Genomic DNA, 14,247 nt, shown 5'->3' on the forward strand with positions numbered 1-14,247 from the left:
GACGGCGTAATTTATCGTGTTGACGTTTCTGCTACGTTCAGCGCACGAGCCCCGCGCCATTTGCTCTGACAGGCGGATAACGTAAAAGCAGAAATAAGGGTAAAGGTCAGCGCCGTTGCGCCCATGATGATATAGGTGTGCTCAAAGCCAATACGGTCATACATATAGCCGGCAGGGGAAGAGACCACCACGTTGCCAACGTAGAGCATCGCCTGATAGCCGAGTAAATACATGGTGGCATTGACGCGCTTGTCGAAATGCTCGGCGATATATTTAAATACCGACACCAGCAGGAGACAAATTTCCAGACCGTACAGCGGCTTAAGCACTGAAATTAACAGGTGTGAATCACACATGCCGGAAATAATCAGACGCGCCCCAACCACCAGCCCGACAATTAATAGCCCGCGTTTGGCGCCAATAAAGTTCACAAACAGCGGGATCACCATATACATGACGAACTCCATGCCCGACTGCACGGTCCCGAGATAACCGAATACCGCGTTGCCCTGGTGAATATCGTCGAAGAAGGTGACGAAATAGCGCGAGAACTGCTGCTCGGCGATAAACATCATCCACGCCACGCCCGCCACGTACAGGCAGAAGGCCCAGAATTTGCGGTTTCGCAGCAGGGCGTAAACGTCTGACGGGGCGATTTTCTCTTTCGTCAGCACCTCGCCTGCGTGAGCGGAGTTAGTGTTCACTTTCAGGCTCAGCAGGACAATCAGCATCACCACTGACGCCACGCTGCCGAGAATAAAGTTATACGCCGGTGAGAGGTTGAACAGCAGGCCGGAGAAAGATGACGCCACCGCCCAGCCGAGCGATCCCCACATACGGATCTGCCCGAACTCCATGCCGTTTAAGCGGCTAAAGCGGTCGGAATAGGATTCACACGCCGCCACGCCCGCGTACCAGGCAAAGCTTAAATAGAGCGCGCCGATAATAATCCCGAGCAGGGTATTAGACATTAACAGCGGCTGGTAAACATACATAAAGAATGGCGCCATCAGGGCCGACATGATCACCACAAAATAGAGCAGATATTTGCTCATGCCGATCTTATCGAGAATATAGCCGTAGATCGGCTTGAGAATAACGGAGAATATCCCGTTCACCGCAAAGACGGTTCCAATCACCGATCCGCTCAGGTTGGCTTTCTGACCGAGCCAGATCGCCAGCAGACCAATACTGGCAGACCAGGTAAAGAAATAGAGAAAGATAAAGCTGCTGATTTTGTAATATTCAGTTCTGTTGGTTGTCGATGTGCTTTTCATATCATCCTCGCCGGGGTGTAGGGCCAGATTTTTATAATGTGAACGACAGCTTACGTTCGCTTCCGGGTTCGCTAATAACGACCTGGTTATGGGTTATATTCAGCTGTGGCGTCGCCGCAGCAGGCTGTCTTCCGCCAGCCAGGACGGCGCAACAGAGCCAGCTTTCCCCTTGCGGGAGGTCAGCTTTTAACAGCGGAATGGAGGCGCACTCCGCAAACATAATGCTGCTGTTCGGCGGCGTGACGATGCTGTCTGGCTGGCGCTGAATGATCGGCGAAAGATCGACAATGACGCTGCTGCCGTTTTCAGCCAACAGATAACAACCGCGTTCGCGCACCTGGTGGGCGGTTTTCATCACCGCAAAGCCGCCCTCGACGGTTTGCAGAGTGCGCGTGCTGTTGATACGGTGCAGGCGCAGGTGCCACTCCCCGAACGGGATCTGCCAGGTCGCAATCTGCACGTCGCGCCACGGCGACCAGCGCGAGAAAATGTAATTTTCATCCACCCGAACCTCTTCGCACTCGCGACGACCGCGGAAATAGTCATCTCCGTCCGCCAGCAGCAGCATGGAATCGCAGGCGGCATGCTTCAGGCCAAAACGCCCGCGCTCAAGGGTGAATCCGAAGCGGCTGGAGTAGGCAAATTTGGTGTATTTCGCTTCGGTGTTGACGTAGTTGTTCAGTTCCAGCTGACCGGCGGTGAGCATGACGACGTGCTGCGAATCTTTCGAATGCATCAGGATCTGCTGCGCATGCGGGATCACATGTTTTTCATCAAGCGCGGGCAGCGGTTGTTCTTCCGCCTGCCAGAACGGGTGTGCTTCCGGCAGCGCCAGGATCAGATAGGTTTTCAGCGCCCAGTACGGTGAACCGGGGGAGTTGTAATCCTCGCACATCGCCAGGTTCGGATACGCAAACCCCAGGGTGAGAATGCGGTCGCGATCGACAATCGACTGCTGCTGCCACCAGCGCAGATGCCGCAGCACAATGCCTTTCACGATGCCCGGGGTGAAGACGTCCAGCTGGGAAAAAGCCACCGCGCTCCAGAAGGCAACCATGGCAAAGCGGTAGGTTAGGCTGCGGCCAAACGGCACCGAGGCGCCATCGGCGGCGGACCAGTAGATAAAGTCTTCCGCGAAGAGGCGCGAGCGCTCGCGCAGCACATTCGCCCTCGCCTCGTCGTCACTCAGGGTGGCGTAAATCAGGCCGTAGAAATGGAAAGCCATGGAGATGTAGTAATCTTTCGGGCGGCCGGGACCGTCGGAATACCAGCCGTCGCCGAGGTAGTAGGCGTCCATCAGCGCAAAGCGGTGGTCAATGGCGGCCTGATCGTACGGCAGGCCGGCGCGCTTAAAGCCTAGCTGAACCATAATGGCAAAATAGTTCCAGTTGCTGTCCGGCATCTGCGCGTCGGTGATTTGGTTGAGCCACGCGTGCAGGTTCATCACCTCGCGACCGGTAAAGTGCGCGGTGAGTTTATCTCCCAGCAGAGCGAGCCCCAGACCGTAGGCCGCCATCTCCACCAGACGCTGATCGTACGGGCCGGTTTCACCCCAGTAGCCGCTGCTTTGCGGGTCGGTACCAAGCTTAATGGCAGTAAGGTACTTCTCGCTGAACGGCGTGTTTTCGCCGGACGCCATCAGCGGAAACAGCCCCCACAGCGCGCGGGAAAGTCCCTCCATCTGCGCAATATCCGCTGTGTAATGGGCGCAGGTGTCGCCCAGCGGGAATCGTGAACGGTTCGCCGGAAATTGCATGTCCAGCGCCTGTAAAAGTGCATTCAACGACGCCACTACCTCCTGGCGTGAAGACAACGGATTTGATTTTTCTTTGTTTGCCGCCCACATCGGTTCGCCCTCGTAATCAACTGCGGCAAAGCATAGTGAATCCGCAAGGTGCAGAAATGTTAGCCATGTCACAGGCATGAACGATGAATAAACCTCCAGTTGAGAAAATTTAAAAAGGTGGTTTATAAAGACGATCAGACGGGAAAAAGTTGAGTTTTATTGCACTATGCGCGACACGCCGACAACCGACCTTCTGGAACTGATCGCCCTGAACGATACCGTGGCCTCGTTCAGCCGCCTGTTTGCCAATACGGTGCGCTACCATCACTGGCATCAGTGTCTGGAGATCCTCTATGTGGAAGAGGGCTTTGGCGTGGCGATTGTCGATAATCGTCACTACACCATGCGCCCCGGACGACTGTTTTTTTTCCCGCCTTTTACGCTGCACAAGGTCATGGTGGACGAACAGGCGGAGGCAATTTACCGCCGCACCATTATTCATCTCGACCAGCACGCGGTGCTGAAGATCCTGCGGGATTTTCCCCAGACCCGGCAGCGCCTGGAGCGGCTGTCACGCCGTGGCGGCGAAGCGTGGGTCGCCGATTTAGCCCACTGTCACCACCATATCGACCATCTGTTTAGCTGCTATAAACCGCCGATGAACGGCGAGAGCATCGCCAGCCTGCTGATCGGCCTGTTCGCGATGCTGCCCGACGATCGCGACGGCGAGCCGGGCAACAGCCAGGGGATCGCCAGCCAGATCATGTTCTGGCTCGACGAGCATTATCAGGAGAAATTTCGTCTGGATGCGCTGGCCGCAGAGCTGGGTAAATCGCGCAGTTACGTATCGCGAAGATTCCATGCGGAAACAGGCGAAAAAATTCACGACTACCTGAACACGCTAAGGTTGCGTAAGGCGTGCGAGTGTTTACTCCACACTGATTCGAGCGTGCGTGACATTGCCGCACAGGCGGGATTTTCCGACGTGACGTGGTTTATCAGCGCGTTTAAAAAGGGGATTGGCGAGACGCCGTTGCAGTACCGGAAAAACCATTCATCGTGATGAGCTGCATTTCTTGTCCGGCGGCGCTACGCTTGCACGGGCCTACGGGTTAAGTAGGCCGGGTAAGGCGCAGCCGCCACCCGGCAAAAAGACAGCGTGTATCAGGCCTCTATATCCGCCATGTCGCCTTTCTCCTGTAGCCAGTTACGTCGATCTTCAGAACGTTTCTTGGCCAGCAGCATGTCCATCACGGCGTTAGTTTGCTGTTCATCTTCATCGCTGATGGTCAGCTGCACCAGACGGCGGGTATTCGGATCCAGCGTGGTTTCACGCAGCTGCATCGGGTTCATCTCACCCAGCCCCTTAAAGCGCTGAACGTTCGGTTTGCCCTTCTTGCGCTTAAGCTGTTCCAGCACGCCCGCTTTCTCTTCTTCCGTCAGTGCATAGTAAACTTCTTTGCCGAGGTCGATTCGGTACAGCGGCGGCAGCGCCACGTGGACGTGACCGTTTTTCACCAGCGCGCGGAAATGCTTCACAAACAGCGCACAGAGCAGCGTGGCGATGTGCAGGCCATCGGAGTCCGCATCCGCGAGAATGCAGATCTTGCCGTAGCGCAACTGGCTCAGATCGTCGCTGTCCGGATCGATACCGATCGCAACCGAGATGTCGTGTACTTCCTGCGAGGCCAGCACTTCATCAGACGAGACCTCCCAGGTGTTGAGGATCTTACCCTTGAGCGGCATGATCGCCTGATATTCACGATCCCGCGCCTGCTTGGCCGATCCGCCTGCCGAGTCTCCTTCCACCAGGAACAGCTCGGTGCGGTTGAGATCCTGCGCGGTACAGTCCGCCAGCTTGCCGGGCAGCGCGGGGCCGCTGGTCAGCTTTTTACGCACCACTTTCTTCGCCGCGCGCAGACGACGCTGGGCGCTGGAGATCGCCATTTCAGCCAGCATTTCTGCGGCCTGAACGTTCTGGTTCAGCCACAGGGTAAATGCATCTTTCACCACGCCGGAGACGAACGCCGCACACTGGCGTGACGACAGGCGCTCTTTAGTCTGACCGGCAAACTGCGGATCCTGCATTTTCACGGAAAGCACGTAGGCGCAGCGATCCCAGATATCTTCCGCCGACAGCTTCACGCCGCGCGGCAGAATGTTGCGGTATTCGCAGAACTCGCGCATCGCATCCAGCAGCCCCTGACGCAGGCCGTTGACGTGGGTCCCGCCGAGCATAGTGGGGATCAGGTTAACGTAGCTTTCGGTCAGCAGCTCGCCGCCTTCCGGCAGCCACAGCAGCGCCCAGTCCACCGCTTCAGTATCGCCTTCGAAATTCCCGACGAACGGTTTTTCCGGCAGGGTTGGCAGGCCGTTAACCGCTTCGCACAGGTAGTCGTTCAGACCATCGGCGTAGCACCAGGTTTGTTCGGTATTATTAACGTGGTCTTTAAAGGTGATTTCCACGCCCGGGCACAGCACCGCTTTGGCTTTCAGCAGGTGCGTCAGGCGGGAAACAGAAAAGCGTGGGCTGTCGAAGAAGCTTTCGTCAGGCCAGAAGTGGACGCTGGTGCCGGTGTTGCGTTTACCGCACGTCCCGACGACCTGCAAATCCTGCACTTTTTCGCCGTTTTCAAACGCGATGTTATACACCTGGCCGTCGCGACGGACGTTCACTTCCACGCGCTTTGACAGGGCATTAACCACGGAGATCCCCACGCCGTGCAAGCCGCCGGAGAACTGGTAGTTTTTGTTGGAGAACTTACCGCCCGCGTGCAGACGACAGAGGATCAGCTCAACGGCGGGAACACCCTCTTCCGGGTGGATATCTACCGGCATGCCGCGGCCGTCGTCTATGACTTCCAGCGACTGATCGGCGTGCAGGATAACGTCCACGCGTTTGGCATGGCCTGCCAGCGCTTCGTCCACACTGTTATCAATTACTTCCTGGCCCAGGTGGTTTGGGCGCGTCGTATCGGTGTACATCCCCGGGCGGCGGCGAACCGGCTCAAGCCCGGTGAGTACCTCAATGGCATCAGCGTTATAGGTTTGCGTCATGATTTAAGCTAGCAATTCGCATTGATTGTCAGTGGCTGTGCAGTCCAAGAAAATCGACAATCTGGGTGAAATGATCTTCAAAGCCCGTGAAAGCATGGTTACCGCCCTCTTCTACAGTCTGGCGGCAGGATGCGTAATACGCCACTGCCTGGCGGTAATCCAGCACTTCATCTCCCGTCTGTTGCAGCAGCCAGATAAGATCGGGCGCTTCAAGCGGGTCGACCTGCATAACTTTGAGATCGTAAATATGGCGTGACTCTAGCACATATTGTTGGCCGGTGTAGGGGTTCTCGTTTTCGCCAAGAAAGTCCCTTAACAGCTCAAATGGCCGGACCGCCGGGTTGACGACGACAGCGGGCAACATAAAGCACTGCGACAGCCAGGTGGCGTAGTAGCCGCCGAGCGACGACCCGACAACGCCAAACGATTCGCCGCCGTGTTCCAGCACTAGCGATTCCAGCATCTCTGCCGCATCCGCCGGATAAGGGGGCAACTGCGGAATAATCATCTCCACGTGGGGATGATGCGCGCTCAGCCACTGGCGAAGCTGCGTCGCTTTCGCCGAACGCGGTGAGCTGTTAAACCCATGCAGATAGAGAAGCGTCGACATCAATAGCCTTCCGAAGCGGTATCCGGGCGGAATTGTGCCCCGGCCAGACGGCAAACTTCGGTGGTCAGCGAGCCATCGGCATGCAGCTCCAGCCAGCGCCAGCCCGGTGCGATGGTATCCAGCGTAAAGTTGGCGCAGTGCGGCTTAAACTGCACGCAGGTAGAGGGCGTCGCGAGCAGACGTCGACCGTTCCAGTCGAGATCCTGTTCCTGGTGAATATGACCGCACAGCAAATTTTTTACGCGCGGGAATTTCGCCAGCACGCCGTCCAGCGCCGCAGAGTTGCGTAAGCTGTGCTGATCGAGCCAGCTACAGCCCGCCGGCAGCGGGTGATGATGCAGTAACAGCAGCGTATTGCGATTCGGTTCGGCGGCCAGTTTTGTCTCCAGCCAGTCAAGCTGATAGTCGCTCAACTCACCGTGCGGAACGCCAAACACCTGACTGTCGAGGAGCAGAATTTGCCACTGGTCCCCCGCAAAGACACATTTTGCCGGTGAAATCCCCGCATCCTGAAGCGAACTGTACATCGCGGGCTGAAAATCGTGATTGCCCGGCAGCCAGACGCAAGGCACGCTAAAGCTCGCAATCCCTTCAGCAAAATGCTGATAGGCTGCGGAGGATTGATCCTGCGCCAGATCGCCCGTCGCGACGATCAGATCGCATGGCCGCTTTTCAGCATGGATCGCGTCAAGAACCGCCTGATAACTCTCCCAGGTGTTCACGCCCAGAAGCGTCTCATGCTTTTCGGCAAAAAGGTGGGTGTCGGTGATTTGTAATATCCTGACTGGCGCCCCACCAGCAACAGTCAGGTTCAACAGGCTTTCCAAATGGTGTCCTTAGGTAGGTTTATGACGCTAACAAACCGGAATCGCCATTGCTCCATGTGCTAAACAATATCTTAGCCAGTCGGCTAAAAACTGGTTAATTTGATGCTTTTCGTCGCGTTGATGCAACTTTTTATTCGGATAATCATACCGCGCTTTAAAGCGAAAGATCTGCTGGCTTGAACACACTTCAGCGACCATCGCGTCATGATAAAGACGTACCGTCATCGACGGCAGGCTCCAGTAGCTGATGCTCGGCGCCGTTTGCTCAATCTCCACCAGCGTAGTGTAGCGCGTTGATTCTGTTATCGTTAACCGATACTGCGCGTTGCTCACCTGATAGCTCACCGTTTCGCCGGGCGCGTCGTTTCGCGGCAGCAGGCGGCGCAGCTGGGCGAAATTTGTTTCGCACAGGCGCATCATTTCTGGGAAGTCAGGTGTATAACGCTTCATTTTTTCCACTCGTGTCGTAATGTCTGATAATGCAGCTGTAGCCATTGCAGAGCGATGACAGACGCTGCGTTGTCGATTTTCCCCTCTTCTACCCACTGGTAAGCCAGCTCCCGACTCACCACATGAACCCGAATATCTTCGTTTTCATCTGCCAGACCATGGATCCCTTCCGCTGTCGTGGCGTCCACTTCGCCCACCATAATAGATGAACGTTCCGTTGTCCCACCCGGGCTTGCCAGGTAGCTCAACACCGGCTTCGTCCGGCCAACCACCAGGCCCGCCTCTTCCAGCGCCTCGCGGCGAGCGACGTCTTCGACCGACTCACCTTCTTCGATCATCCCGGCCACCATCTCCAGCAACCACGGCGTTTCGCTGGTATCATAAGCCGCAATACGCACCTGCTCGACCAGCACAACTTCGTCACGCACTGGGTCATAGGGTAGCAACACAGCCGCATGCCCGCGCTCAAAAATTTCGCGTTTGATTTCACCACTCATCTCACCGTTAAACAGACGATGCCTGAAACGGTAAAGTTCCATTGAAAAAAAACCGCTATAAAGCGTTTCTCGTGCAATAATTTCTACATCGTTTTTGGCGAAGGTGACAGGCACGTTTTCTGGTTTTTGCATCGGTCGAGTCCTGGTAGCAATGGTGATGAAATTGTGAATTTCAAGGCTGTTTGGCTGCCGTTTGTATGGCTATATGGTAGATTGGAGCAAATTACCGCCAGATGGCACGTTACGCCAACCTTTTGGTGTGGATGATTCTGTTAGAATCGGCAATTATTTTTAATTAGATCAGCGCTAATACTGCTTCACAACAAGGAATGCAAATGAAGAAATTGCTCCCCATCCTTATCGGCCTGAGCCTGACGGGCTTCAGTGCAATGAGCCAGGCAGAGAACCTGTTACAGGTCTACCAGCAGGCACGTCTGGGCAACCCTGATTTACGTAAATCAGCGGCCGATCGTGATGCTGCGTTTGAAAAGATTAACGAAGCACGTAGTCCACTGCTGCCGCAGTTAGGCTTAGGTGCAGATTATACCTACACTAACGGTTTTCGCGATAATAACGGCATCAACTCAAATGCCACCAGCGCCTCTTTACAGTTAACGCAAACCCTGTTCGACATGTCCAAATGGCGTGAGCTGAGCTTGCAGGAAAAGAGCGCCGGCATTCAGGATGTCACCTATCAGACAGATCAGCAGACGCTTATCCTGAATACCGCGACCGCCTACTTCAACGTACTGAGCGCGATTGACGCCCTCTCCTACACCGAAGCGCAGAAACAGGCGATTTATCGTCAGTTAGATCAGACCACCCAGCGTTTTAATGTGGGTCTGGTTGCGATCACTGACGTGCAGAACGCCCGTTCACAGTACGATACCGTACTGGCTAACGAAGTGACCGCACGTAACAACCTCGACAACGCGCTGGAAGCACTGCGTCAGGTCACCGGTAACTACTATCCTGAGCTGGCCTCTCTGAACGTGGACAGCTTCAAAACAGACAAGCCGCAGGCGGTTAACGCCCTGCTGAAAGAGGCGGAAAACCGCAACCTGACCTTGCTGCAGGCACGCCTGAGCCAGGACCTGGCGCGCGAGCAGATCCGTCTTGCACAGGATGGTCACCTGCCAACCCTGAGCCTGAGCGCCTCTACCGGCGTATCGGATACCAGCTACAGCGGTTCTAAAACCAACACTGCCCAGTATGACGACAACAATATGGGCCAGAACAAAGTGGACCTCAGCTTCTCTCTGCCGCTGTACCAGGGCGGGATGGTTAACTCTCAGGTTAAGCAGGCGCAGTACAACTTCGTAGGCGCGAGCGAGCAGCTTGAAAGCGCGCACCGCAACGTGGTCCAGACCGTGCGTTCTTCCTTCAACAACGTGAACGCGTCCATCAGCAGCATCAACGCCTATAAACAGGCCGTTGTCTCTGCGCAAAGCTCTCTGGACGCGATGGAAGCGGGTTACTCCGTCGGTACGCGTACTATCGTTGATGTGTTAGACGCAACGACCACGCTGTACAACGCGAAACAGCAGCTCTCCAGTGCGCGTTACCAGTACTTGATCAACCAGCTGAACATCAAGCAGGCGCTGGGTACGCTGAACGAGCAGGATCTGCAAATGCTGAACAGCACGCTGGGCAAACCGGTTTCCACGTCGCCTGACAGCGTCGCGCCGGAAAATCCACAGCAGGATGCCGCCGTGGATAATTTCACCGCTAACAGCAGCACCCCGGTTGCACAGCCAGCGGCAGCGCGTAGCACCTCACCTGCCAGCAGCGGCACGAATCCGTTCCGCAATTAAGCGTGTCATCAGGCCCACTGCGGCCTGATGCCCTCACCTCAGCCCTCTCCCACAGGGAGAGGGAGCACATTAATCCCCCCCGAACGTAAGCCAACGTAAAGATCCCCCGGATTTCGCCCCTCGTCGCTTCATTTTCAACCACTCATCCTCTATCCTGAGCGTTATTACCACTGGGTCCTGGAAGACAAATATGAAACGGACAAAAACGATGAATCACGCGTCGTTCCGCAAAAGCTGGAACGCACGCCACCTGACACCTGTCGCGCTGGCGGTCACCGCCGTCTTTATGCTGGCAGGCTGTGAGCAAAACGACGAAACGGTTTCGCTGTATCAAAACGCCGACGACTGCACGAGCGCAACCGGTAAAGCCGCTGAGTGTACGACGGCGTATAACAACGCCCTGAAAGAAGCGGAACGTACCGCGCCGAAATATGCCTCACGCGAAGACTGTGTAGCCGAATTCGGTGAAGGCCAGTGCCAGCAGGCACCTGCTCAGGCGGGTATGGCACCGGAAAACCAGGCGCAGGCACAGTCCAGCGGCAGCTTCTGGATGCCGCTGATGGCGGGTTATATGATGGGCCGTTTGATGAGCGGCGGTGCGGGCTACCAGCAGCAGCCGCTGTTTAGCTCCAAAAATCCGAACAGCCCGGCCTACGGGAAATACACCGATGCCACCGGCAAGGGTTACGGTGCTGCAACGCCTGGCCGTACGATGACCGTACCGAAAACCGCAATGGCGCCGAAACCAGCCACCACCAGCACCATTACCCGTGGCGGCTTCGGTGAGTCTGTTGCCAAACAAACCACCATGCAGCGTAGTGCGACCGGCTCCTCAACTCGCTCAATGGGCGGCTGATCATGGAACGAGTCAGTATTGCCGAGCGCCCGGACTGGCGCGAAAAAGCCACCGAATACGGTTTCAACTTTCACACCATGTACGGCGAGCCGTACTGGTGTGAAGATGCTTACTATAAGCTCACGCTTGCTCAGGTCGAAAAGCTTGAAGAAGTGACCGCAGAGCTGCACCAGATGTGCCTGAAGGTGGTTGAGAAAGTCATCGACAGCGATGAGCTGATGACCAAATTCCGCATTCCGAAGCACACCTGGAGCTTTGTTCGTCAGTCCTGGAAAACGAACCAGCCTTCGCTCTACTCTCGCCTCGATCTGGCATGGGATGGCGTGGGTGAACCGAAGCTTTTAGAAAACAACGCAGATACGCCAACCTCCCTGTACGAAGCCGCGTTCTTCCAGTGGATCTGGCTGGAAGATCAGGCGAATGCCGGAAACTTGCCGGAAGGCAGCGATCAGTTCAACAGCCTTCAGGAAAAGCTGATTGAACGTTTCGTCGAACTGCGTGAACAGCACGGTTTCAACCTGTTGCACCTCGCCTGCTGCCGCGATACCGAAGAAGACCGCGGTACGGTTCAGTATTTGCAGGACTGCGCAGCCGAAGCGGAAGTGGCGACGGAATTTCTCTATATCGAAGATATCGGTTTAGGTGAAAAAGGTCAGTTTACGGACATGCAGGATCAGGTGATCAGCAACCTGTTCAAGCTCTATCCGTGGGAATACATGCTGCGGGAAATGTTCTCTACCAAACTGGAAGACGCTGGCGTGCGCTGGCTGGAACCAGCCTGGAAGAGCATTATCTCCAATAAAGCCCTGCTGCCGATGCTGTGGGAGATGTTCCCGAATCACCCGAACCTGCTGCCTGCTTATTTTGCCGAAGATGATTTCCCACCGATGGAGAAATACGTCGTTAAGCCAATCTTCTCCCGTGAAGGGGCAAACGTCTCGATTATCGAAAACGGTAAAACGCTGGAAGCAGTTGAAGGGCCGTACGGTGAAGAAGGGATGATCGTCCAGGCGTTTTATCAACTGCCGAAGTTTGGCGACAGCTATACGCTGATCGGCAGCTGGCTTATTAACGATCAGCCTGCCGGGATTGGCATTCGCGAAGATCGCGCGCTGATTACGCAGGATCTGTCGCGTTTCTACCCGCATATTTTCGTCGAGTAAGACTTGCCGGGTGGCGGCTTCACCTTACCCGGCCTACATGTCGAGCGTAGGCCCGGTAAGCGCAGCGTCACCGGGCATGTGTTTACCCCACCTGCACCGACAGCATACTCAAACTCCCCATCTCAATGCCGTCGACCGGGGTTGTAATAACCTCCTGACCGTCCCATGCGCCTAATACATACAGCAACGGCAAGAAGTGTTCCGGCGTCGGGTTAGAGAGCGAACCGCCATCGTGCTCCAGATAGTTCACCAAAGGGTGCCGTTCGACCGGCCCTTGCCAGGCCAGGTTGTCTTTTACATAGTCATTAAAGGCTGTTGCCCAGGGGTACGGCGTATTTTCACCGTGCCAGCGTACCGTACGCAGATTGTGTACCACGTTGCCACTGGCAATCAGCATGATGCCCTCATCACGAAGCGAAGCCAGCTTACGCCCCATCTCCATGTGCCAGGCAGCTGGTTTGGTGCTGTCGATACTCAGTTGTACCATCGGAATATCGGCATTCGGATACATTTTGATCAACACCCCCCATGAGCCATGGTCAAAGCCCCAGGCTTCTTTGTCCAGCGCAACCGGAACAGGGGCAAGCAGATCAACCAGCCGCTGCGCCAGCTCAGGGGAGCCCGGCGCAGGATAATGCGTGTCATACAGCGCCTGCGGAAAGCCGCCAAAATCATGAATCGTTTTTGGCGTTTCCATGGCCGTCACGCCGGTACCCCGGGTAAACCAGTGCGCAGAGACCACCACAATTGCCTTCGGACGCGGTAACGTCTCACCCAACTGACGCCAGGCGCGGGTATAGACGTTATCTTCCAGGACGTTCATTGGGCTGCCATGGCCTAAAAACAGTGCTGGCATACGAGAAGAAGACATGGTGATATCCTTAAAGGAGGTGTCAATGTGATAGGCCTACATTACGCGCATTCAGGTGAAGATGAACGCAGATAACCGTGAAGATCATCATCAGGAAATTTGAATGCCAGATATCGCTTAAGGAGAATGCATGTCAGTACCGTTGATTTTGACCATACTTGCGGGCGCCGCAACCTTTATCGGTGCGTTCCTCGGGGTACTCGGGCAAAAACCCTCTAATCGCCTGCTGGCCTTCTCGCTGGGTTTCGCCGCCGGGATCATGCTGCTTATCTCGCTGATGGAGATGCTGCCCGCCGCGCTTCACACCGAAGGGATGTCGCCTGTTCTGGGCTATGGCATGTTTATCATTGGCCTGCTGGGTTATTTTGCACTCGACCGTATTCTTCCTCACGCGCACCCGCAGGATTTAATGCAAAAAAGCGTTACCCCCGTTCCGGGAAATATCAAACGCACGGCCATTCTGCTGACGCTGGGTATCAGCCTGCATAACTTTCCGGAAGGTATCGCCACCTATGTCACGGCCAGCAGCAACCTGGAAATGGGTTTTGGTGTGGCGCTGGCCGTGGCTTTGCACAATATTCCTGAAGGACTTGCCGTTGCCGGGCCCGTTTATGCCGCCACGGGTTCAAAACGTACAGCTGTCTTTTGGGCAGGTATCTCCGGCATGGCTGAAATTCTCGGCGGCGTGCTGGCGTGGCTGATCCTCGGTAGCCTCGTATCCCCGGTTGTAATGGCTGCAATTATGGCTGCCGTGGCCGGGATTATGGTCGCGCTCTCTGTCGATGAGCTGATGCCGCTGGCAAAAGAGATCGATCCCAACAATAACCCAAGCTACGGCGTGCTGTGTGGAATGTCAGTGATGGGGATGAGCCTGGTTCTGCTGCAAACGGCAGGTATTGGCTAAGAATTAATGCCTCCGTTTTTATACGGAGGCTTTATATTATTCAAAAAAACAATTCTATATATTTTACCTATAATAACCCACAAAATATAAATATATTAAAAACCCGAAAAAAGAAGCCTCTTCAGATAGTCTGGA

Annotated in this window: 13 protein-coding genes; 5 read left to right on the forward strand and 8 right to left on the reverse strand. The window is 55.4% G+C overall.

Features of this window, described 5'->3' with window-relative positions; genetic code table 11:
- Window positions 1-11 precede the first annotated feature (11 nt).
- Window positions 12-1,277, reverse strand: coding sequence for an oligosaccharide MFS transporter (locus DD606_RS10540; protein ID WP_129258604.1), 1,266 nt, complete (start codon window positions 1,275-1,277; stop codon window positions 12-14).
- Window positions 1,278-1,308: 31 nt separating this feature from the next.
- Window positions 1,309-3,123 (reverse strand): DUF2264 domain-containing protein, encoded by a 1,815-nt coding sequence (locus DD606_RS10545; protein ID WP_129258606.1) that lies wholly within the window; start codon window positions 3,121-3,123, stop codon window positions 1,309-1,311.
- 166 nt (window positions 3,124-3,289) lie between these two features.
- Here DD606_RS10545 and DD606_RS10550 point away from each other — a divergent pair, with 166 nt between their 5' ends.
- The gene (locus DD606_RS10550; protein WP_129258608.1) at window positions 3,290-4,126 is read left to right on the forward strand and encodes an AraC family transcriptional regulator; all 837 of its coding nucleotides are present in this window, start codon (window positions 3,290-3,292) and stop codon (window positions 4,124-4,126) included.
- 101 nt (window positions 4,127-4,227) lie between these two features.
- Here the strand turns inward: DD606_RS10550 and parE are convergent, their stop codons facing one another.
- From parE to nudF, 5 genes are read right to left on the reverse strand one after another with little or no spacing between them, the layout of a single operon-like run.
- The gene (parE, locus tag DD606_RS10555) at window positions 4,228-6,120 is read right to left on the reverse strand and encodes a DNA topoisomerase IV subunit B (protein WP_003862513.1); all 1,893 of its coding nucleotides are present in this window, start codon (window positions 6,118-6,120) and stop codon (window positions 4,228-4,230) included.
- Between the two features lie 28 nt (window positions 6,121-6,148).
- Window positions 6,149-6,730 (reverse strand): esterase YqiA, encoded by a 582-nt coding sequence (gene yqiA, locus DD606_RS10560; protein ID WP_023314863.1) that lies wholly within the window; start codon window positions 6,728-6,730, stop codon window positions 6,149-6,151.
- On the reverse strand, window positions 6,730-7,557 hold the full coding sequence (gene cpdA / locus DD606_RS10565) for a 3',5'-cyclic-AMP phosphodiesterase (RefSeq protein ID WP_023314864.1): 828 nt from the start codon (window positions 7,555-7,557) through the stop codon (window positions 6,730-6,732). Before cpdA ends, yqiA begins: the two co-directional genes overlap by 1 nt.
- A gap of 27 nt (window positions 7,558-7,584) precedes the next feature.
- On the reverse strand, window positions 7,585-8,007 hold the full coding sequence (locus DD606_RS10570; protein ID WP_003862516.1) for a DUF1249 family protein: 423 nt from the start codon (window positions 8,005-8,007) through the stop codon (window positions 7,585-7,587).
- Window positions 8,004-8,636 (reverse strand): ADP-ribose diphosphatase, encoded by a 633-nt coding sequence (gene nudF, locus DD606_RS10575; RefSeq protein ID WP_003862517.1) that lies wholly within the window; start codon window positions 8,634-8,636, stop codon window positions 8,004-8,006. Before nudF ends, DD606_RS10570 begins: the two co-directional genes overlap by 4 nt.
- Before the next feature lie 203 nt (window positions 8,637-8,839).
- Between nudF and tolC the strand changes: the two genes are divergently transcribed.
- From tolC to DD606_RS10590, 3 genes are all read left to right on the forward strand, one after another.
- Window positions 8,840-10,318, forward strand: coding sequence for an outer membrane channel protein TolC (tolC, locus tag DD606_RS10580; protein ID WP_129258610.1), 1,479 nt, complete (start codon window positions 8,840-8,842; stop codon window positions 10,316-10,318).
- 190 nt (window positions 10,319-10,508) lie between these two features.
- Window positions 10,509-11,174: a DUF1190 family protein gene (locus DD606_RS10585; RefSeq protein ID WP_045332893.1), complete on the forward strand. Its 666-nt coding sequence runs from the start codon at window positions 10,509-10,511 to the stop codon at window positions 11,172-11,174.
- Between the two features lie 2 nt (window positions 11,175-11,176).
- On the forward strand, window positions 11,177-12,337 hold the full coding sequence (locus DD606_RS10590) for a glutathionylspermidine synthase family protein (RefSeq protein WP_023314866.1): 1,161 nt from the start codon (window positions 11,177-11,179) through the stop codon (window positions 12,335-12,337).
- An 82-nt stretch (window positions 12,338-12,419) separates the two neighbouring features.
- Here the strand turns inward: DD606_RS10590 and ygiD are convergent, their stop codons facing one another.
- Window positions 12,420-13,208, reverse strand: coding sequence for a 4,5-DOPA dioxygenase extradiol (gene ygiD, locus DD606_RS10595; protein ID WP_003862526.1), 789 nt, complete (start codon window positions 13,206-13,208; stop codon window positions 12,420-12,422).
- Between the two features lie 130 nt (window positions 13,209-13,338).
- On the opposite strand from ygiD, the gene zupT reads away from it, so the two are divergent.
- A complete protein-coding gene (gene zupT, locus DD606_RS10600; RefSeq protein ID WP_109949023.1) occupies window positions 13,339-14,112 on the forward strand; it encodes a zinc transporter ZupT in 774 nt (257 codons plus the stop codon).
- Window positions 14,113-14,247: the final 135 nt, after the last annotated feature.

This window comes from Enterobacter cloacae complex sp. GF14B (genome assembly GCF_004136805.1).
GTDB classification, from domain to species: Bacteria; Pseudomonadota; Gammaproteobacteria; order Enterobacterales; family Enterobacteriaceae; genus Enterobacter; species Enterobacter hormaechei_C.